This is a genomic window from Micromonospora matsumotoense, assembly GCF_050951065.1.
GTDB classification, from domain to species: Bacteria; Actinomycetota; Actinomycetes; order Mycobacteriales; family Micromonosporaceae; genus Micromonospora; species Micromonospora matsumotoensis.
Window position 1 is genome coordinate 2,775,545 of the sequence record NZ_CP192025.1, and the last position, 20,771, is coordinate 2,796,315.

Below are 20,771 nucleotides of genomic sequence, written 5' to 3' on the forward strand. Positions count from 1 at the left end.
TGCACCGATCCGGTCGTGCGGAGGAGTCTCGTGGTAGGCGCATCGCGGAGCGGATGCAACTCGAGGAGCGGCTCTATGACCGAACAGACATCCCCCGGGTCAGGAGTGCTGGCGACAGTCGGGGCGACACCGATCGTCGAGCTGGTGAAGCTCGACCCACATAGTCCGTTCAGGATGTTCGCCAAGTTGGAGTCGCACAACCCGGGCGGCAGCATCAAGGACCGCTCGGCGTTGGAGATGCTGCGCGAGCGCATCCGCGACGGGCGGCTCGTACCTGGACGGTCGGTGGTGGTCGAGTCCAGTTCCGGCAATCTCGGAATCGGGCTCGCACAGGTCTGCGGATACTACGGAATCCGCTTCATCTGCGTGGTCGACCCGCGTACCAACCGGCACAACATCGCCGTCATGCGCGCCCTCGGCGCGCAGGTCGAGGAGGTCACCGACGTCGACCCGGCCACCGGTGAATACCTGCCCGTCCGTATCCGGCGGGTTCGGGAGCTGGTCGCGACGATCGACCACGCGTACTGCCCGGACCAGTACTCGAACCCGCTCAACCCGCGGGCACACCACACGACCGTGCAGGAGATCGTGCGTGCCCTGCCCGAGGTCGACTACCTGTTCTGTGCCACGAGTTCCTGCGGCACCCTGCGGGGGTGCGCCGAGTACATCCGGACGCACCAGCTGCCGGTGACCATCGTGGCGGTGGACGCGCTGGGCAGTGCGATCTTCGGCCCGGCGGTCGGCTGGCGGATGCTGCCCGGCCACGGCGCATCGGTGCGCCCGCAGCTGTACGGCAGCGACCTGGCCGACGTCGTGGTCCGCGTCGACGACGTGGACGCGATCGCAGCCTGCCGTCGGCTGGCCGCCCGCGAGGCGATCCTCGTCGGTGGCTCGTCGGGCGCCGTCGTGGCGGGCCTGGAGCAGATCCGTGACCAGATCCGCCCCGGGGCCACCTGCGCGATGGTCTTCCCCGACCGCGGCGAGCGCTACCTGGACACCATCTACGACGACGACTGGGTCATGACGTACTTCGGTGACGTGTCGCATCTGTGGAACAAGCCCGACGTGCAGGTGGCGCCGTGTTGATTCTCGGAGCAGGTGAGGTCCGAGCCGTCCTCGACGGGGCCGAGCGCGAGGTGGTGGCCGCGGTGGACGCGGCATACCGGTCACACGCGGGGGGCCAGACGCGCGTACCGCAGTCGGTCTTCCTCCGCTTCCCGGACAGAGAGCGTGAGCGGATCATCGCGCTGCCGGCCTTTCTGGGTGGTGCCACGCCCGTCTGCGGGGTGAAGTGGGTGTCGTCCTTCCCCGACAACCTCAGCCGGGGGATGCACCGCGCGTCGGCCGTGATGTTCCTGAACTCGGTGAACACCGGTGTGCCGGAGGCGGTCCTCGAAGCGTCGGCGATCTCGGCGGGCCGTACCGCCGCCAGCGCCGCCCTGGCAGCGGCCACCCTCTCCTCGTCCCGCCCGGAAACCGCGGTGACGCTGGTCGGCTGCGGCCCGATCGCCTTCGAGGTGCTGAGGTATCTGCGGGCCGTGCTGCCGACGGTGGACACCGTGACGTTGTACGACCTGAGCGCGGACCGGGCACGGTCCTTCGCCGCCGAGGCGCGGTCGGTCTGGCCGACGTTGCAGGTCGACGTGGCCGGGAGCGCGGCCGACGCCCTGGCCCGCCACAGACTCGTCTGCCTGGCGACGACGGCGGCCGCCCCGCACCTGGGTACCGAGCACTGCCGCCCGGGAACGCTGGTGCTGCATCTGTCGTTGCGTGACCTCACCCCCGACTCGATCCGTTCCAGCGTCAACGTCGTCGACGACGCCGACCATGTCTGCCGGGCCGCGACGTCGTTGGATCTGGCCCAGCAGGAAGCCGGCCATCGCGACTTCATCTCCTCCTCGCTGGGCGAGATCCTGGTGACCGGTGAGCGGTACGTCAGAAGCGACGACGCCGTGACGGTGTTCTCTCCGTTCGGCCTCGGCTGCCTGGACCTGGCGGTGGCCGACCTGGTCCGGCGTGCGGCGTCGGCCCGCGGCCTGGGCACCACCCTGGAGAACTTCCTACCGACGGAGCAGCAGGTGCGCGCATGACCGACATCCTCGAAACCGACAACCAGTTCCGACTGTCGTTCGAGCAGGAGCAGCTGTGGTTCCTCGACCAGGTCCGCTCCGGTGCCCAGGAGTACCTGCTGCACTGGGGTTTCCGGCTGCGCGGGCCGCTGGACCGGGAGGCCCTGACCGCCGCCTTCACGGAGATCGTCAGCCGGCACGAGATCCTGCGTACCCGCTATGCGACCATCGACGGACAGCCGGTGCAGATCGTCGAGGAACCGGCACCGGCCGACATCACGGTGGTGGACCTCAGCGAATACCCGACGGATGAGCAGGACCGACGGGTACGGGAGATCGGTGAGGTCGCGGTGACCACACCCATCGACCTGCACGCGGGCACGCCCTGGCGGCTGACCACCGTCCAGCTCTCCCCGAGTGACACGATCCTGATGATCGTGGTGCATCACATCGCCTTCGACGGCCCGTCGCTGGGCATCCTCGCCCGGGAGTTGGGTGCGCTCTACGCGGCCCATGTCCGGGGCGCGGAACCACCGCCGGAGCCGTTGGCACCGCTGGAGCTTCAGTACGCCGACTTCGCCGACTGGCAGCGGAACCGGTGGCGCGCGGACGATGTGGCGCTCCTGCGGCAACTGGACTACTGGCGGCGGCGGCTGGCCGGACTGACCCCACTGGAGCTGCCCACGGACCGGCAGCGCCCCGCCGTCTGGGAGCCGGCCGGCGACGTGGTCGCGTTCGCCGTGCCGGCGCCGCTGTCGGCCCGGATCACCGCCGTGGGACGCACCGCCCGGGCGACCCCGTTCATGGTGTTCCTGGCCGTGTACCAACTCCTGATCAGCCGATACGCCGACCAGCTCGACTTCGGTGTCGGGGTGTCGACGAGTGGACGGAACCGGATCGAGCTGGAGCCGGTGATCGGCTCGCTCGCCCAGACGGTGGTGCTGCGGACCGACCTGTCCGGCGATCCCACCTTCGTCGAGCTGCTCGCCCGCGTCCGCGAGACGGCACTGGACGCCTTCGCACACAAGGACGTACCCCTGCAACGGCTGGCCGCCGAGCTGGCACCGGACCGCGGTCTGTCCCGTAACCCCCTCTTTCAGGTCGGGTTCGGGGTCCTCAACGGCCAGGGGGAGCCGCTGCGCCTGCCCGGCATCGGGGTCGACTGGGTGCCGACCCCGGTGCTCAGCGCCACCTTCGACATGTCGCTGCAGATGGTCGAGGAGCCGGACGGGTCGTGGGTCGCCCGGCTGACCTATCCCACCGTGCTCTTCGACCGGGGCCGGATCCAGCGGATGGCCGACAACTATCTGGCGCTCCTGGAGAACCTCGCGGCGACGCCTGAGCTGCCGCTGCGTGCCGTGCCGACCGTGACGGCCGTGGAACGGCAGCGGCTGCTCGGCGGCAACCCCGGGCCGGGCGAGGTGCCCGACGCGTTGCTGCCGCACCTGTTCCGGGCCCAGGCCGAGGCCACGCCGGACGCGGTTGCCGTGGTCTGCGGTGACGTCCAGCTGACCTACGCCGAGCTGATGTCCAGGGCGGACGGGGTGGCCGGCTTCCTGCACTCCCGCGGAATCGGCGTCGAGACGGCCGTCGGTGTCGCCATGCACCGCGGTACCGATGTCGTGGCCGCCCTGCTCGGGACGTTCATCGCCGGCGCGGTCTACGTCCCGCTGGCACCCGACCTGCCGGCCGACCGGCTGGACTTCATGATCGACAACGCCGGCATCGAGCTGGTGCTCACCGAGACGGCGCTGCGACAGCGAATCCCCCGGCGCGTACCGGCGGTGGCGCTCGACGAGCAGTGGGCCGACGTCACCCGCGCCACGCCACCGTCCCCGGTGGCGCTCGACGCCACGAACGCCGCCTACGTCATGTACACGTCCGGATCCACAGGTCAGCCCAAGGGCGTCGTGATCACCCACGGCGGGATCCGCAACCGGGTGCTGTGGGCGGTGAGCCAGCACCAGCTCACCAGCACCGACCGCGTACTACAGAAGACGACGATCGGGTTCGACGCCTCGGTGTGGGAGTTCCTGGCGCCGCTGGTGTCCGGCGGATGCGTGGTGATGGCACCGCAGGACGCGCACCGCGACACCGCCGTGCTGGTCGGTGCTCTCGCGGAGCACCGGATCACCGTGGTGCAGCTCGTCCCGTCCGTGCTGCGGACCGTGGTGGACGAGCCGGACCTGGCCGCGTGCACGGCACTGCGACTGGTGTGCTCCGCCGGCGAGCCGCTGCCGGCCGAACTGTGCGAGCGACTGCTCGGGGTGATCGAGGTGGAGCTGTACAACACCTACGGCCCGACCGAGTGTTCGATCGACGCGACCGCGTGGCGTTACGCGCGTGACGGGACAGACGGCACGGTCCCGATCGGTGCCGCACTGCCCGGCGTCGACCTGTATGTGGTGGACTCCGCCGACCGGATCACCCCTATCGGCGTACCCGGCGAGTTGTGCATCGGCGGCGTCGGCCTCGCCCGTGGCTACGCCAGGCGCGGCGACCTCACCGCCGAACGGTTCACCCCGAACCCCTTCGCCAGCCGGCCGGGTCAGCGGTGGTACCGCACCGGGGATCTCGTCAGGTGGCGCGTCGACGGGACGCTGGAGTTCGTCGGCCGCCTCGACGCACAGGTCAAGGTACGTGGGGTACGCGTCGAACCCGGTGAGGTGGAGGCTGCGCTCCGGGCACATCCGGCGGTCGCGGCGGCCGTGGTCACCGCCTACCGCTCCGGTGCCGGTGACCTGGAACTCGCGGGCTACGTGGTGCCGGCCGCCGGGGCGACGGTGGACCCCGACGAGCTGTCCGGATTCCTCGCCACCCGGCTGCCCGCCGCGATGGTTCCCGCCAGCATCATCCCGCTGGCCGAGCTCCCGTCCCTGCCCAACGGAAAGGTCGACCGGTCGGCGCTGCCGGCCCCCGACAGCCGGCCCCGCGACGACGACCCCGGTCACGTCGCGCCACGAACGCCCACCGAGCGGGCCGTCGCCACCGTCATGGGCGAACTGACCGGGGTCGAGCGGGTCGGCGTGGCGGACGACTTCTTCGCGATGGGTGGGCACTCGCTGCTGGCGATCCGGCTCGCACACCGGTTGCGCCGCAGGTTCGGGCTGGAACTGACGGTGGCCACCCTGTTCGACGGACGGACCGTGGAGCGGGTCGCCGCCGCGATCGACGCGGGCACGACACCCGACAGTGGGCCGCAGATCGTGCCCGTACCCCGCACCGGCGCCCTGCCGACCTCGTACGGTCAGCAACGGCTGTGGTTCCTCGACCAGCTCGAACCGGGCAGCGCGGAATACCTGGTCCCGATGGTGTACCACCTCACCGGAACGCTGGACACCGCGACCCTGCACCGCGCGGTGGAGCAGGTCAGCGCCCGACACGAGGTGCTGCGCACCCGCTACGTCGCCGACAACGGTATCCCGCTGCAGGTCGTGGACCCCCCCGGCCCGGTGGCCTTCGACGTGGTGGACCTGGCCGGCGCCGCGAATGCCGCACCGCGTGCCAGGGCGATCATCGAGGCGGCGAGCGCCCGACCGTTCGATCTCACCGCCGAGCGCCCGCTGCGGGTCACGGTCGTGCACACGGCCGCCGACGAACACCTGGTCGCGATCACCCTGCACCACATCGCGTTCGACAACTGGTCGCTGGGCATCTTCCTGCGCGAGCTGAACGAGGCGTACGCGGCGGGCCTCGCCGGTGCCCGGTGGTCGACGCAGCCGCTTGCGGTGCAGTACGCCGATGTCGCCGCCTGGCAGCGCGACCGGCAGGCCGACGGCACCCTCGGCAGCCAGATCGAGTACTGGCGGACCCAGCTCGCCGGGCTCGTGCCGGTCGAGCTCACCCCCGACCGGCCCCGCCAGCCCGGGCGTGACCTCCGCGGCGACCTGCTGATCGTCGACGTTCCGCAGGACACCGCGGTGGCGGCACGCGAGCTGGGCAACCGGACCGGCGCCACCCTCTTCATGGTGCTGCTGGCCGCGTTCGACGTGTTGCTGGGCCGCCACACCGGCCGCACCGACATCGCGATCGGCACCCCGGTCGCTGGACGGACGCGGCCGGAGAGCGAGGATCTGATCGGCTTCTTCGTCAACAACCTCGTGGTCCGGGCCGACCTGGGCGGCGATCCGAACTCCCTCGACCTGATCGACCGGATCCGCCGGACCACCCTGAAGGCGTTCGCCCACCAGGAGGTGCCGTTCGAACACCTCGTCGACGCCCTGCAACCGGACCGCGACCTGTCCCGCAACCCGCTGTTCCAGATCATGTTCGAGGTACAGCACAGCACCGATGCCTCGCCGGCCGCCCTCGCCGGGTGCACCGCGGTCGGCCTGGGCAGCGGCGTGGCCGTGGCGAAGTTCGACCTGACCCTGTCCGTGATGGAACAGCCGGACGGGCGGCTGGAATGCTGGTTCGAGTACGCCACCGCACTGTTCGACCGCGCGACGGTCGAACGCCTCGCCCGCCAGTACCTACGCCTGCTCAGCGGCATGGTCGCCGACCCACACACCCGGATCAGCGAACTCGATCTGCTGTCCGCCGACGAACGCCACACGATCGTGCACCGGTGGCCGGACCCCGACGCGGACCGGCTGGACCGGCTCGACCCGCCCGACGAACGGCACCTGTCGGTACCGGAGCTGTTCGCACGGTGGGCGGCCCGGACTCCGGACGCGACAGCCGTCGTGTTCGGGGCCGAGCAGCTCAGTTTCGCCGAGCTGAACGTGCGGGTCAACGCGCTCTCGCACCGCCTCCGGGCGATGGGCGTCGGCCCGGAGGTCGTCGTCGGCTCCTGCCTCGAACGCGGGTTCGCACCGGTCGTGGTGCTGCTGGCGGTGCTCAAGGCCGGCGGGGTGTACGCGCCGTTCGACCCGGAACATCCGCCGGAGCGCCTGCGCTACATGCTCGCCGACGCCGGGGCGCACCTCGTGGTGACCACCGGCAGGTTCGCCGACCGGTTCGCCGGACACGAACGCCCGGTGCTCGTCGTCGACGACGGGGACGGGGCAGGTGACCCACCGTCGGACGACCCGGCACCGGTGACCGTGCCGGACAACCTCGCGTACATCATCTACACGTCCGGGTCGACCGGCCGCCCGAAGGGCGTGATGATCTCGCACCGGTCGTACGCGCACCACTGCCGGGTGATCGCCGACTACTACGGCGTGCGTCCCGGGGAGCGGGTCATCCTGCTCTCGGCGCTCACCTTCGACGTCGCCATGGATCAGATCGGTGCCACCCTGGCCGCCGGCGCCACGATCGTGGTGAGTGACCCGGTCTTCTGGACGCCGAGCGAGCTGCCGCCCAAGCTGGAGCAGTACGGCGTGACGATCATGGAGATCACCCCCGCGTACTACCGCGAGATGCTGGAGTCCGGCGTCGACCGGCTCGCCGGCCTGAAACTCATGAACGTCGGCTCGGACGTGGTGACCGTCGCCGACGCCCAACGGTGGGCGGCGACCGGTCTGTCCGGCCGGTTCCTCTGCAACTACGGGCCGACCGAGGCGAGCGTCACCTGCATGCTCAACCCGGTGTCGGGTGACCTCGCCAACGAGCGCAGCACGGCCACCCTGCACATCGGCCGCGCGGTCGCCGGTACCCGGGTGTACGTGCTCGACGCGGGCCTGCGTCCGCTTCCGGTGGGGGTTCCCGGTGAACTCTGCATCGGCGGCGTGCGCCTGGCCCGTGGCTATCACGACCGGCCCGAGCTGACCGCGGAGCGGTTCGTGCCCGACCCGTTCGGGACCGAACCGGGAGGGCGCCTCTACCGCAGCGGTGACCTGGTCCGGCACCGGCCGGACGGCACCGTCGAGTTCCTCGGCCGCCTCGACACCCAGGTGAAGATCCGTGGCTTCCGCATCGAACTCGCCGAGATCGAAGCCGTGTTGGCCAAGCACCCCGCGGTGTCCGCAGCCGCCGTCGTCGCCAAGGACGTCGGGCCCGGCGACAAACGGCTCGTCGCCTACCTCGAGTCGCCCCACGACACCGGGCCCGACCTTGACGAGCTACGGGCGTACCTGCGGGAGTCGCTGCCCTCGTACATGATCCCGTCGGCCTGGGTCACCGTCGCGGCCCTGCCGCTGTCACCGAGCAAGAAGGTCGACCGGGCGGCGCTGCCCGATCCGACCCCGCCCCAGCTCGACGGCGCCCGCGGGTACGTGGCACCGCGCAACCCGGCGGAGGAGACCATCGCCGGGATCTGGTCCGACATCCTCGGCGTCGACCGGATCGGCGTCGACGACGACTTCTTCGCCCTCGGCGGGCACTCCCTGCTGGCCACCCGGGTCCTGGCCCGGCTGCGGGCGGCCCTCGCCGTCGAGATCCCGCTGCGCTGCCTGTTCGACGCGACCACCGTGGCGGAGCTGGCGGTGGTGGTGACCGACCTGATCATGGCGGAACTCGACGAGCTGACCGACGCCCAGCTGAGTGAACTGCTTTCCCGGGATGGTGCCCAGTGACTGAGACGATCGATCGAGCAGGTCTACGCGCCGAGTTGCTCCGGCGCAGGCTGGCAGGTGCCGCGGCCGCCGCGCCGGACGAAGGGATCGCCCGGGTGCCGCGCGGGACGCCGTCGGCGTTGTCGTTCGCGCAGCGCCGGCTGTGGATTCTCGACCAGCTCCGGCCGGGTGGCACGGAGTACCTGGTCAGTGCGGGCCTCCGACTGTTCGGGCCGCTGCAGCCCGACGCACTGCGGGCGGCGCTGGACGGGATCGTGGCGAGACACGAGATATTGCGCACCCACTACGTGGTGGTCGACGGCGACCCGCGCCAGGTGATCGACCCCCCGGCACCGGCCACCCTGCACGAGGTGGACCTGCGTGACCTCGACCCCGCCGCGCAGGACGCGCGGATCGCCGGCTGGCTGACCCACGACCGGGTGCCCGTCGACCTCGCGACCGGGCCGGTGCTGACCGGAACCCTCGCCCGGTTGGCCGACGAGGAGCACGCGCTGGTCGTGACCCTGCACCACATCGCCTTCGACGGCTGGTCCGAGCAGGTGCTGTGGCGTGAGCTCGACCGGTTGTACACCGCCGCTCTGACCGGTGGACCGTCCCCGCTGGCACCACTGCCGGTGCAGTACGCCGACTTCGCCGCCTGGCAGCGCGGTGCGGTGTCCGGTGCCGTGCTGGACCGCCAGCTCGACTACTGGCGGCAGACGTTGGCCGGTGCCACCCCGGTGGAACTGCCGCTCGACCGACCGCGCCCACAGGTCCGGGACAGCACCTGCGACCTGGTCCCGTTCGCGGTGCCCGCGTCGGACGCCCGAGCCCTGCACGAACTCGCCCGCCAGGCGGGCGCGACGCCGTTCATGGTGCTGCTGGCCGGGTACGCGATCCTGCTCGGCCGATTCGGCCGCAGCGACGACGTCACCGTCGGCACCCCGGTGGCCAGCCGCGACCGGCCCGAGGTGCAGGACCTGATCGGGCTGTTCCTCAACACGCTGGTCCTGCGCACCGACCTGTCCGGTGACCCGTCCTTCCACGAGGTGCTCCGGCGGGTGAAGGAGACGGCGCTCGGCGCCTACGCCCACCAGGAACTCCCGTTCGAACGGCTGGTGGACGAGCTGGCCCCCGTGCGCGACGCTTCCCGGACACCACTGTTCTCGACCATGTTCCTGTGGGCCAGCGGGGACTCCGGGACCCACCGCGTCGGCGGGCTGCGCGCCGAGGAACTGCCGGTCGGCGAGAGCGACGCCAAGTTCGACCTGACCCTGGTGGTCGTCGACCAGCCCGACGGCACCCTCACCGGGTTCCTGAACTACGCCACCGCGCTGTTCGACAGGGACACCGTCGAGCGGTTCGCGGCCCACTTCACCACCCTCGTCGGCACCATCGCGCGCATGCCGGACGCACCGATCAGCCGGCTGGCCGAGTCCCCACCGGCGGAGCGGCGGCTGGTGGTGCGGACGTGGAACGAGACCGCCGTGGCGTACCCGACCGGCACGCTGCCGCAGCTGTTCGCACAGCAGGTGGCCCGTACCCCGGACGCCGTCGCCGTCCGCTTCGACGGCGAGGACGTCACCTACGCCGAGCTGGACCGGCGGACCGACCGGCTGGCGCGGTACCTGGTCGACGCGGGCGTCGGGCCGGAGTCGATAGTCGGTGTGTGCCGCCGGCGTGGCGTCGGGCTGGTGGTGGCGCTGCTGGCGATCCAGAAGGCCGGCGGCGCCTACCTGCCGCTGGACCCGGAGTACCCGGCCGAGCGCCGTGACTACATGTGCGCCGACGCCGGTGCCACGATCGTGCTCACCGACACCGAACCGGTCGTCGCCGACACCGGGCCGATGCCAACGGGGCCGGTCCCGGCAGGGCCGGACCATCCGGCGTACGTGATCTACACGTCCGGCTCGACCGGCCAGCCCAAGGGGGTCGTGGTCACGCACCGCGCGATCGTCAACCGGCTGCGGTGGATGCAGGACGCGTACCGGCTGGACGCCACCGACCGGGTGCTGCAGAAGACCCCGTACAGCTTCGACGTGTCGGTGTGGGAGTTCTTCTGGCCGCTGGTCACCGGAGCCACCCTGGTGGTCGCCCGGCCCGACGGCCACCGCGACCCGCACTACCTGGCCGAACTGGTCGCCACCGAGCAGGTCACGACCCTGCACTTCGTGCCGTCCATGCTCCGGGCGTTCCTGGCCGAGTCGTCCGGGCCGTTGCCGTCGGTGCGCCGGATGATCTGCAGCGGCGAGGCGCTCCCGGCCGACCTGGCCGACGCCGTCCACGAGCGGATCGACGGCCGGCTGTACAACCTCTACGGGCCGACCGAGGCCGCCGTCGACGTCACCGCGACCCTGTGCGAGCCCGGGACGCCGGTCACGATCGGCAGGCCGATCGCCAACACCCGCACCTACATCGTCGACGGGAGCCTGCGACCGGTCCCGGTCGGCGTGCCGGGTGAGCTGCTGCTGGGCGGCGTGCAACTGGCCCGCGGCTACCTCAACCGTCCGGAGCTCACCGCGCAGCGGTTCGTTCCCGACCCGTTCGAGGATTCCGGCGGACGGCTCTACCGCACCGGTGACCTCGCGAGATACCTGCCGGACGGTCGCATCGACTACCTCGGCCGGCTCGACGATCAGGTGAAGATCCGCGGGCACCGCATCGAGCTCGGCGAGATCGAGGCGGTGACGGCCGGGCACCCGGGCGTGTCCGCGGTCGCCGTCACGGTGCACGACGGCCAGCTCGTCGGCTACCTCGTCGCCCGGGACCCGGGCACCGACGTCGACGTGAGCGACGTGGCGTCGTTCCTGCGCCGTCGACTGCCCGAGGCGATGATCCCGAGCCACTGGCAACTGCTCTCCGCGCTGCCCCTGACCACCAGTGGGAAGACGGACCGCCGCGCGCTGCCGGCCCCGACGCCCGGTCGCGCCTGGGCGACCGGCGAATACGTCGCCCCCCGTACCGCAGCCGAACGCGTCGTCGCCGACGCCCTCGGCGCGGCGCTGGGCGTCGAACGGGTCGGGGTGCACGACCGGTTCTTCGACATCGGCGGCGACTCCATCCGGGCCATCCGCGCGATCGGGGCCCTGCGCCGCGCGGGGCTGGGCCTGTCGGTGCAGGACGTCTTCACCCACCAGACCGCGGCGCAGCTGGCGACGCTCGCCGGCCGGTCGACGGCCGGCGCGGACGACCCGCTGGTCGGCCCGTTCGAGCAACTCGGTCCGGGCGACCGCGAGCGGCTCCCGGACGGCCTCGTCGACGCCTACCCGATGGGCCAGGTGCAGGCCGGCATGGTGTACGAGATGCTCGTCGACAACTCGCACCCGGCATACCAGAACGTGACCAGCTTCGACATCGTCGACGACGGCCCGTTCTCCCTGGCCGCGTTGCGTGCCGCCGGGCAGTGGCTGGTCGACCGGCACGAGATCCTGCGCACCACGTTCGACGTGTCCGGCTACTCCGAGCCGATGCAACTCGTCCATGCCACGGCACGCGTCGAGATGGGCTTCGACGACCTGCGCGGGCTCCCGGAGACCGAGCAGCAGGACGTCCTGGCGCAGTACCGGCACACGATGCACTCCACGAGACTGCCCATCGACCACGCCCCGCAACTGCGCTGGCACGTGCACCGCACCGGGGAGCGGACGTGGGTGCTGACCCACACGGAGTGCCACGCCATCCTGGACGGCTGGAGCCACCACTCCCTCATCGGTGAGCTGCGGGACACCTACCGCGCGATCCGGGACTCGGACAGCGATGCGCTCAAGCCCCCGCCCCCGGGACGCTACGCCGACTTCGTCAGGTGGGAACGGCGATCGCTGTCGTCCGGGACGGACGAACGGTTCTGGCGGGACCGCGTCGGCGGCCACGACCGGGTCGCCCTGCCTGCGGACACCGCCCCGGCCGGCCACGGCGCGGTACCGGAGCTGCGGATGTCCTGGCGGCACCTCGAACCGCAGCTACGTCGACTGGCCGCGCGGACGCAGACCTCCCTCAAGGCCGTGCTGCACACCGCGCACCTCGCGATGCTCGGCGTTATCACCGGCCAGCAGCGGTTCTTCAGCGGTCTGGTCGTCAACGGCCGGCCCGAGCTGCTGCGCGGCGACGAGGTGATGGGGATGTACCTCAACACGGTGCCGTTCGCGGTGGACCTGCGCACGCCCCGCTGGCGTGACCTCGTGCGCGCCGTGTTCGCCGAGGAACTCGCCGTCTGGCCGCACCGCCGCTACCCGATCCCCGCGATGCAACGGGCCTGGGGCGGCGGAACACCGCTGATCAGCGCCATCTTCTCCTACCTCGACTTCCACGTCCTCGACGCGCAGCAGGACGTGTTCGGCGCGGTCGTCGACGACAGCCCCAACGAGTTCACCCTGGTCACGTTGACCTTCCCGGGCGAGCTGCGACTGGAGTGCCGGGCCGGCTGGGCGACGCAGGAGCGGCTGACCGCCCTGGGGGAGACCTTCCTCGCACTGCTCACCGCGATGGTCGCCGACGACGGCACCAACCCGGTGGCCCTCGACGCGACCCCGGCGCACCGGTTCACCGCGCCGCAGCAGGACTGGCCCGCGCTGCCCGAGGTGTGCATCACCGACCTGTTCACCGCCCAGGTCCGTGCCCGGCCGGACGCCGTCGCGCTCGAGTACGGCGAGTCGCGCCTGACCTACGGTCAGCTCGACGCCCGGGCCAACCAACTGGCGTGGGCGCTCCGTGAGCACGGCGCCGGCCCGGAGACGCCCGTCGCGGTCTGCATGGACCGGGGGATCGACGCGGTGGTGGCGCTGCTGGGCATCCTCAAGGCCGGCGCCTGCTACCTGCCGCTCGACCCGAAGTACCCGGACAGCCGCATCGAGTACCTCCTCGACGATTCCGGCGCCCGGCTCATGCTGGGCGGGCCGGGCCAGGCCCACCGCTTCGCGGCGCGTCCCGGGCTGACCACGCTGAGCCTGGACCCCGGCTGGTGGTCGGACAGCAGTCGGCCGACCACCGCGCCACAGGTGACGCTGTCACCGGAGAACCTCGCCTACATCACGTACACGTCGGGATCCACCGGACGCCCGAAGGGCGTGCAGGTCCCGCACCGCGGCGTCGTACGGCTCGTGCACGGCCAGGACTACGCCCGGCTGGACGCCGACCAGGTCCTGCTGCAGGCCGGCACGCTCGCCTTCGACGCGTCCACGTTCGAGGTGTGGGGCGCGCTGTGCAACGGGGCACGGCTGGTCGTCGCCCCGCAGACGCCGACCGCAGCTGAGTTCGAGGAGATCCTGAGCCGGCACGGGGTGACCGTGCTGTGCCTGCCCACCGGCCTCTTCACCACCATCCTGGACGTCCGGCCGCAGGCGCTGGCCGGGGTACGCGAGGTGGTCGTCGGTGGCGAGGTGCTGTCGCCGCTGCACGTGCGTACGGCGATGGCGCACGGCGTGCTGGTCAGCAACGGGTACGGCCCGACCGAGAGCACCACGTTCGCCACCGTCCACCCGCGGATCCCGCTGCCCGCGCTCACCGATGCCATCCCGATCGGGAAGCCGATCCACCACACCCACGTGCGGGTCGTCGACGGGAACCTCGACCCGGTCCCGTTCGGTGTGCCGGGTGAGCTGCTGCTGGGCGGTCCGGGCGTGGCCCGGGGATACCACGGCCGCCCGGACCTGACCGCCGAACGCTTCGTACCGGACCCGTCCGGAGACACGCCGGGGGCCCGGCTCTACCGCACCGGGGACATCGTCCGCCAGGACCCGGACGGCACGGTCCATTTCGTCGGGCGGCGCGATCACCAGGTGAAGATCCGCGGACACCGCGTCGAACTGGGCGAGGTGGAGGTCGCGATCGCGGAGCTGCCCTCGGTACGGGCCGCTGCGGCGGCGGCGTACCAGGGCGTCGACGGGATCAAGCAGCTCGTCGGCTACGTCGTTCTCGACGGGGACGGCCCGGCCGACCCCGCCCGGCTCGGCGACCAGATGCGGAGCAGGGTGCCCGGCTTCCTGGTCCCGACGGCCTGGGTGCGCCTGGACCGGCTTCCGTTGAACAACAACGGCAAGCTCGACCGCAGCGCGCTGCCCCGGCCGGTGGCGGGAACGTCGGCACGGGAGTACAGCGCGCCGCGCACGCCGGCGGAACTGGCCGTTGCCGAGGTCTGGACCGAGCTGTTCCACCTGCCCCGGGTCGGCCGGGACGACGACTTCTTCGACCTCGGTGGGCACTCACTGCTGACGTTGCGGGCGATCGCGATGCTGCGGGACCGGCACGGCATCGAGACCACCGTGCGGTCCTTCGTCGAGCACCGCACGCTCGCGGCGCTCGCCGAGTCGATCGATCACAGGCGGCGACCGGCCACGGCGTTGCTCTGGCTGCGCCGTACCGGTGACAAGCCCCCGCTGGTGTGCGTGCATCCCGGCGGTGGCAGCGCGCACTGGTACCGGCGGCTGGCCGAGCACCTCGACCCGGACCTGCCGGTGGTCGCGTTCGAGTGGCCGGGCCGTGACCCGTCGACCGACGCGGTCGCGTCCACCGAGGAGATGGCGGCCCGCTACGTCGCGGAGCTACGGGCGGCCGTCCCGCACGGGCCGTACCGGATCTTCAGCTGGTGTGGCGGCGGCGGGGTGAGCAGCGAGATGGCCACCAGGCTGAGGAACGACGGCGAGGAGGTCACCTTCATCCTGCTCGACCCGGGGCAGGACGCCTGGCAGAAGGAGCACCTCTGGGACGAGTACGCCCTGATCAAGAAGTGTGTGACGAACCTGGAGGGGCTCGATGCGGCGGCGCCGGACGAGGACACCTCGGAACTTCGGCAGGAGACCCTGGCGCTGCTCGAACACATCGTGGACGACATCGTCGGCAACGACGGGATCACGCTGCCCGAGCGTGGCGCGGGAACGATGTGGCTGCCCGCCGCGCGGATGTGGGAGGAGGTCATGGAGATGGTGCTGTCCTACCGTGACCGCCCGTACGCCGGTCACCTGGATCTGATCGTCAGCGACGAGTTGGCGCTCGGCGCGCACGAGGTCGTCAGTTCCGGACAGAGTTTCGACGACTACCTGCAGCGGTGGCGGGAACGGACCGCCGGGGTGGCGGTCCACCGGATGAAGGGCGAACACTTCTCGGTCATGAAGGAGTACGTGGCGGACCTCGCCCGCATCGTGACGGCGCTGATCGACGAGCCGGCCGGGCGACGGTGAGCGGGGTGCGCACCGTGCCACCGCCCGGGCCTGCGCCCGCCCGACGGGCACTCGCGGCGGTGTACGTCGCCGGCAGCGGCTCCGCCTTCGGCAGCCAGATGACGATGCTCGCCCTGCCGTGGCTGGTCCTGGAGAGCACCGATTCGGCGCCGCGGGCAGGTCTGGTCTTCGCCGTGTCGGTGTTGCCCATGGCGTTGCTCGGATTCGCCGGCGGCGAGGTGATCCAACGCTTCGGCGCCCGCCGGACCATGGTGGTCGCCGACTTCGCGCAGGCCGTGGCCATCGCGGCGATACCGGTGCTGGCCGCGCTGGACCTACTCGGCTTCCCCCTGATCCTGGCGGTGGTGGCGGTGATCGGCGTGCTCGGGGTGCCCTATTTCGCCGCACAGCGCGACCTGGCCACCGAACTCGTCGGTCCGGACCCGAAGGCACTGATGCGGGCGAACAGCGTGCTGGAAGGGTGCTTCAACGTCGCCGCGCTCGCCGGTCCGGCCGTGGCGGGTGTGCTGATCGCGACGCTCGGTGCGGAGCAGGTGCTGTGGTTCGACGCCGCGACCTACGCGTTGTCCGGCCTGCTGCTGTGGTGGTTCGTCCCCCGCACGCCGCGCACGGAACTGCCGCCTCCTGCCCGGCAGGAGCAGCAGAGCGCGACCCACACGGGAGTCCTGGCCGGGGTCCGCGCGGTGCTCGGGGACGACTTCCTCCGACGGGTGATGGTCTCGACCGTCAGCTTCGGTTTCCTCATGCGGGTCCTGATGCTCGCGTTGCCGCTGCTGGCGTTCGACCGCTTCGGCGGCGATGCGAAGGTCGGTGGGCTGCTGCTCTCGGGCTTCGGTGCCGGTGCCATCGCCGGGGCGGCGGTCAGCTACCTGATCGGCAGCCGGTTGTCCCCGATGCTGGTCTTCGGCCTGGCCGCCTTCCAACTCGTCCTTCCCTGGTGGGTGCTGCTGTTCGACGTGCCGGTGCCGGTCCTGGTCGGCGCGCTCGCGGTGTCCGGTGCGGCGCTGCCGTTGTCCAACGCGCCGTTCTTCAGCATCCTGGCCACCCGGTTCGCGGCCGACATCCGGGCGAAGGTGATCCAGGCGGTCATGACCATCAGCAACATCGCCGGCCCGTTGGGCTTCATGGCCGGCGGAATGGCGATCGGCCGCTTCGGGGTGACGGCGACGCTGCTCGTCCTCGCGGTCCTGTCCACCCTCGCGGCGGTCAACCTCGTGGTGGCACTGCGGCGGTTCGGACCGGCGACGCTGACCAGCGAACAGCCGATGGCGACAGCGGCCCGATAGCCCGCTTCGGGCCCGGTGACCGAGCCGGAACGATGCGATCCGGTGCGGCCACCGGGGATGTCGCGACCGCACGGTGCGCCACGTCAGCCACGACAGCACGGGTACGGTCGCCGGTTCGCGACCGTACCCGTGCGATGGTGCCGTGCCGTGCCGGACCGACACCGCCTCCTATGCCGGCGTCGACGGCGTCTCCGTCTCGATCGCCGCGACCGCCAGCAGCCGACCGGTGGTGGACTCGCGGAGTTCCAGGTCGGCGATCTCGGACAGCGGGTCGGCGACGTTCTGCCATCTCCGCGCGGTGATGGTGAAGAGCGAGCCCAGGTCGGCGTTGCCGAAGAAGCCCACCTTTTGATCGATCACCCGCCGCTGGAGGAACTGCCGTTCACTGCGGCCGAGCCCGCGCCACAGTCGCAGCAGCGCCGTGTCGAAGATCGAGAAGTACGAGGCGAAGTAGACCAGTCCGGCGCCGTTGATGTCCCGCACGGCGTCCAGCGCGTACGTGAAGGACCGTTCCTCCCCGGCGACCGTGAATCCGGGCGGCCCCGGAACGCAGAAGCTGCCCGCATGACGGGCGCGGCCGACGAGCGTACGCGGTGAGAACTGGTTGGGAAGTCGCGGCAGGTCGGCGTACGCGAAATCGTGGGGGACCGTTTCGGTGAGGACCCGGTTGCTGTCCGGACGGCCACGGGCGATCCACCGGTTGAGCGTCTCCGCGTACATGCACTCCGGGTCCGGCGTCTCGTAGACCTCCGCCGGATCGAGGACCGCGGTGCCGAGGCCGGAACCGGCGGGGGCGAGCCGGTGCAACGTGAGAACCGAGCCGCCGCCGAACTGGAAGACCCTCGACGTCACGTCGAGCTCGTCGCCGAAGGTCAAACCGTGCGGGTGGACGACCTTCCCGCCGCGCACCCGGTAGTAGTAGAAGGACAGGTAGGTCGGCTGGCCCTCGGCGGTACGGGCGGCGTGCACGTTGGTGCCGCAGGCCTCGGCCACCGACTCCCACGTCCAGTCGCCGATCCGCCCGAAGATCAGCGAGCCACCGCTGCACATCCCCGGCGCGACGACCACCTTCCGGGAAGGGGCTGTGTTCTCCGGCATCATCCCACCGCTCCAGTCGTGAGCAATTGCGGTGCCCCGCGGTTGCGCCGCCGGCGTACCGCGAGGTAGCCGACCCGGCGCCCCGCCAGGCCGTACGCCTTCGAGAAGGTGCGCAGGACCACCAGGTTCGGGTACTCGTCGCACAGGGCGGGGCCGCCGGTTCCGACGGGCTCGTCGACGTACTCGAAGTACGCCTCGTCGAGGGCGACCAGGCAGGTCGGCGGGGTGCGGTCGAGGAAGGCGCGTAGTTCGTCCGGGCCGACCAGCGTGCCGGTGGGGTTGTGGGGATGACCAGTGACGACCAGCCGGGTGGTGGCGGTGAGGCGGTCGGGCTCCACCCCGTGCCGGTGTGCGGGCGCCAGGATCAGGTCGGCACAGGCCGGGTCGGGATAGCGGTTGACGATCCGGCCGCTCGCCGCGACCGTGGCGAGGATCCCGGGTGACGGATCGTGTGGTGACTCGTTGCGCGACAGGGCCCGCGTGACGGCGTGCGACGGTCCGGCGGTCGGTCCCGCGCCCTCAGGCACGACAGCGCTCCGCGACCAGATCGGCGATGTCGCCGACGGTCGCGAGTTCCAGCAGTTCGTAGTCGGAGACCTGGATGTCCAGCCGCTGGCTGAGCAGGGCCGACAACTCGACCACGGTGAGGGAGTCGAGGCCCACCTCGGCGCGATCGGCCGTGGCGACGACGTCCTCGGTCCGCATCTGCAGATCCTCGACCAGAATGGCCTTGAGTTGGTCAAACATGGCTCGCCGTCCGTTCGTCCCGCCCCGTGGACCCGGCCCGCAACGTGAGCGTCACGTCCTCGATCAGGTCCTCCTGCCCGGCCACCGCCTGCAGGCGGCCCAGTTCGAAGAAGACGTCGCGTGGATCGACTCCCTCGCGGGCGGCGACGTCCAGCACCCGGTTCCTGAATCCGGAGAACACCCCGGCGAGACCACTCACCACGCCGATCGAGTCGATGGTGGGCGGCGCGGGCATCAGTTCCCGCTCGGCGATGTCCGCCGCGTCCAGCAGCCGGTAGAAGTCGATGCCGGTGTCGTAGCCGAGTCGTTCGAGCACGGGCACGAGGACTTCCAGCTGCGTGTTGCCGGCCCCCGCGCCGAACCCCCGGGCGCACGCGTCCAGGATGGTGGCGCCCGCTTCGGCGGCGGCTATCGAGTTCGCCACCGCCATACCGAGATTGTTGTGCCCGTGGAACATCACCGGCACGTCGACGGCGGACCGGATGGCCGCGATGCGTGTGGTCACGTCCGTCGGCAGGTAGTAGCCGGAGGAGTCGAGGATGCCCACTCCGGTCGCGCCGAACCCGACGAGCTGCGCACACTCCTCGGCCAGCCGCTCGGGAGTCGCCATGTGGCTCATCAGCAGCACGCCGTGGGCGTCGACGCCCGCATCGCGCAGCAGCCCCAGGTGCCGCTCGGCCAGGTTGCCCTCGGTGCAGTGGGTGCCGATCCGGACCAGGTCGACGTCGTGCGCGACGGCCTGCCGGATGTCCTCGGTCGTGCCCCACCCCGGCAGCATGAACACACCGAGCTTGCTGGTGGACAACGCGTCCCGGACCACCGAGAGCATCGCCGCGTCGCTGAGGAGGGCGCGGCCGGCCTGGAGGGACGAGGCGCCCAGGCCGTTGCCGTGCCCCACCTCGACGACGGGTATCCCGGCCGCGTCGGCGGCCTCGGCGTACGCCCGCAGTTGCTTGCGCCCGAGCTGGTGGCGGACGGCGTGGTGCCCGTCGCGCAACGTCGGGTCGTGGATCAGGATCGGTCGTCCCGGCGGACCCGCCGCGGCCTGCTGGCTCATGATGCCACCTCCATGACCTCGGTCGGTCGGCGTTGCACCGCACAGCGTTCGGCGACCCGGATCGCTGCGGAGTTGATGATGTCGAGGTTGCCCGCATAGGCGGGTATCTGGTCGCCGGTGGAGGTCACCTCCACGGCGATGAATGCCCTGCTGTCGTCCTCCACGACGCAACTCGTCACGGTGTAACCGGTGGCGAAGGCACGGACGTCGGCGGCGGCCTCCGCCACGAGGGCGCGTACCGAATCGGAGGTCAGCCCCTCGCCGATCAGGGAGATGGCCACCCGGAAGGTCGCCGGAGGACGGGCGGGGCTGATGTTGAGGATGGCCTTGACGTCCCCGACGCCGGTGAACTCGCGGAGCGCGTCCTGGGTGGTCTCCACGTACTCGTCGAGGTTCAGCCTGGTCCCGCGGCCGACGCTGAGCGTGGCGGCGGTCGCGACCACCTCGACGTAGTCGATGTGGTGGGCCCGTGCGAGCGCCCGTACGATCGGCACCGACGCCTGTCCGCCGCAGCTCACCATGTTGAGGTCGCGGTGGCCGGTGACGTCCGCGCCGTTCACGGTGGGGACGACCATGCGTCCGATCCGGCTCGGCGTCAGGTCGACGAGCAGCGTGCCGAGCGGTGCCAGCGCCTCGGCGTGTTCGGCGTGCGAGCCGGCGTCGGTGGCGTCGAAGACCACGTCGAGCGGTTCGTCGAGGTCGGCGAGTGCGGGTAGGCCCCGGCTCGTGACCGGCAGGCCCAGCCGGGCGGCCCGCTTGAGCCCCGGGCTCTCGGCCGTCCGGCCGGCGACGAGGTGGAGGGCCAGCGCGGCGGACCGCTCGACCTTCACCGCCAGGTCGACGCCGATGAGCCCGGCGCCGAGCACCCCAACTGACAGCCGTCGTTCTGGTTTCATCGAGGGGAT

Annotated in this window: 10 protein-coding genes; 5 read left to right on the plus strand and 5 right to left on the minus strand. The window is 71.3% G+C overall.

Translation table 11 applies throughout. The features are described 5' to 3' along the window. Nucleotides 1–75 precede the first annotated feature (75 nt). The 5 genes from sbnA to ACQP1S_RS12285 are packed head-to-tail and all read left to right on the plus strand — an operon-like array spanning nt 76 to nt 16,964. Nucleotides 76–1,086, plus strand: coding sequence for a 2,3-diaminopropionate biosynthesis protein SbnA (gene sbnA / locus ACQP1S_RS12265; RefSeq protein ID WP_432906333.1), 1,011 nt, complete (start codon nt 76–78; stop codon nt 1,084–1,086). Next, nucleotides 1,080–2,090, plus strand: a complete 1,011-nt coding sequence (sbnB, locus tag ACQP1S_RS12270) for a 2,3-diaminopropionate biosynthesis protein SbnB (RefSeq protein WP_091247366.1) — start codon at nt 1,080–1,082, stop codon at nt 2,088–2,090. The genes sbnA and sbnB overlap by 7 nt, the downstream gene beginning before the upstream one ends. Continuing rightward, nucleotides 2,087–8,527, plus strand: a complete 6,441-nt coding sequence (locus ACQP1S_RS12275; protein ID WP_432906337.1) for an amino acid adenylation domain-containing protein — start codon at nt 2,087–2,089, stop codon at nt 8,525–8,527. The genes sbnB and ACQP1S_RS12275 overlap by 4 nt, the downstream gene beginning before the upstream one ends. Then, on the plus strand, nt 8,524–15,678 hold the full coding sequence (locus ACQP1S_RS12280) for an amino acid adenylation domain-containing protein (RefSeq protein ID WP_432906340.1): 7,155 nt from the start codon (nt 8,524–8,526) through the stop codon (nt 15,676–15,678). The genes ACQP1S_RS12275 and ACQP1S_RS12280 overlap by 4 nt, the downstream gene beginning before the upstream one ends. Before the next feature lie 5 nt (nt 15,679–15,683). After that, a complete protein-coding gene (locus tag ACQP1S_RS12285) occupies nt 15,684–16,964 on the plus strand; it encodes an MFS transporter (RefSeq protein ID WP_432906343.1) in 1,281 nt (426 codons plus the stop codon). 168 nt (nt 16,965–17,132) lie between these two features. Here ACQP1S_RS12285 and ACQP1S_RS12290 read toward each other — a convergent pair whose 3' ends face one another. The 5 genes from ACQP1S_RS12290 to ACQP1S_RS12310 are packed head-to-tail and all read right to left on the minus strand — an operon-like array spanning nt 17,133 to nt 20,762. Continuing rightward, on the minus strand, nt 17,133–18,065 hold the full coding sequence (locus ACQP1S_RS12290) for an LnmK family bifunctional acyltransferase/decarboxylase (protein ID WP_432906346.1): 933 nt from the start codon (nt 18,063–18,065) through the stop codon (nt 17,133–17,135). Then, a complete protein-coding gene (locus ACQP1S_RS12295) occupies nt 18,062–18,589 on the minus strand; it encodes an aminotransferase class I/II-fold pyridoxal phosphate-dependent enzyme (protein ID WP_432906349.1) in 528 nt (175 codons plus the stop codon). The genes ACQP1S_RS12290 and ACQP1S_RS12295 overlap by 4 nt, the downstream gene beginning before the upstream one ends. Beyond that, nucleotides 18,582–18,809, minus strand: a complete 228-nt coding sequence (locus ACQP1S_RS12300; protein ID WP_245722571.1) for an acyl carrier protein — start codon at nt 18,807–18,809, stop codon at nt 18,582–18,584. The genes ACQP1S_RS12295 and ACQP1S_RS12300 overlap by 8 nt, the downstream gene beginning before the upstream one ends. Further along, a complete protein-coding gene (dmpG, locus tag ACQP1S_RS12305; protein WP_432906352.1) occupies nt 18,802–19,866 on the minus strand; it encodes a 4-hydroxy-2-oxovalerate aldolase in 1,065 nt (354 codons plus the stop codon). Before dmpG ends, ACQP1S_RS12300 begins: the two co-directional genes overlap by 8 nt. Further along, nucleotides 19,863–20,762: an acetaldehyde dehydrogenase (acetylating) gene (locus ACQP1S_RS12310; protein ID WP_432906355.1), complete on the minus strand. Its 900-nt coding sequence runs from the start codon at nt 20,760–20,762 to the stop codon at nt 19,863–19,865. The genes dmpG and ACQP1S_RS12310 overlap by 4 nt, the downstream gene beginning before the upstream one ends. Nucleotides 20,763–20,771 lie beyond the last annotated feature (9 nt).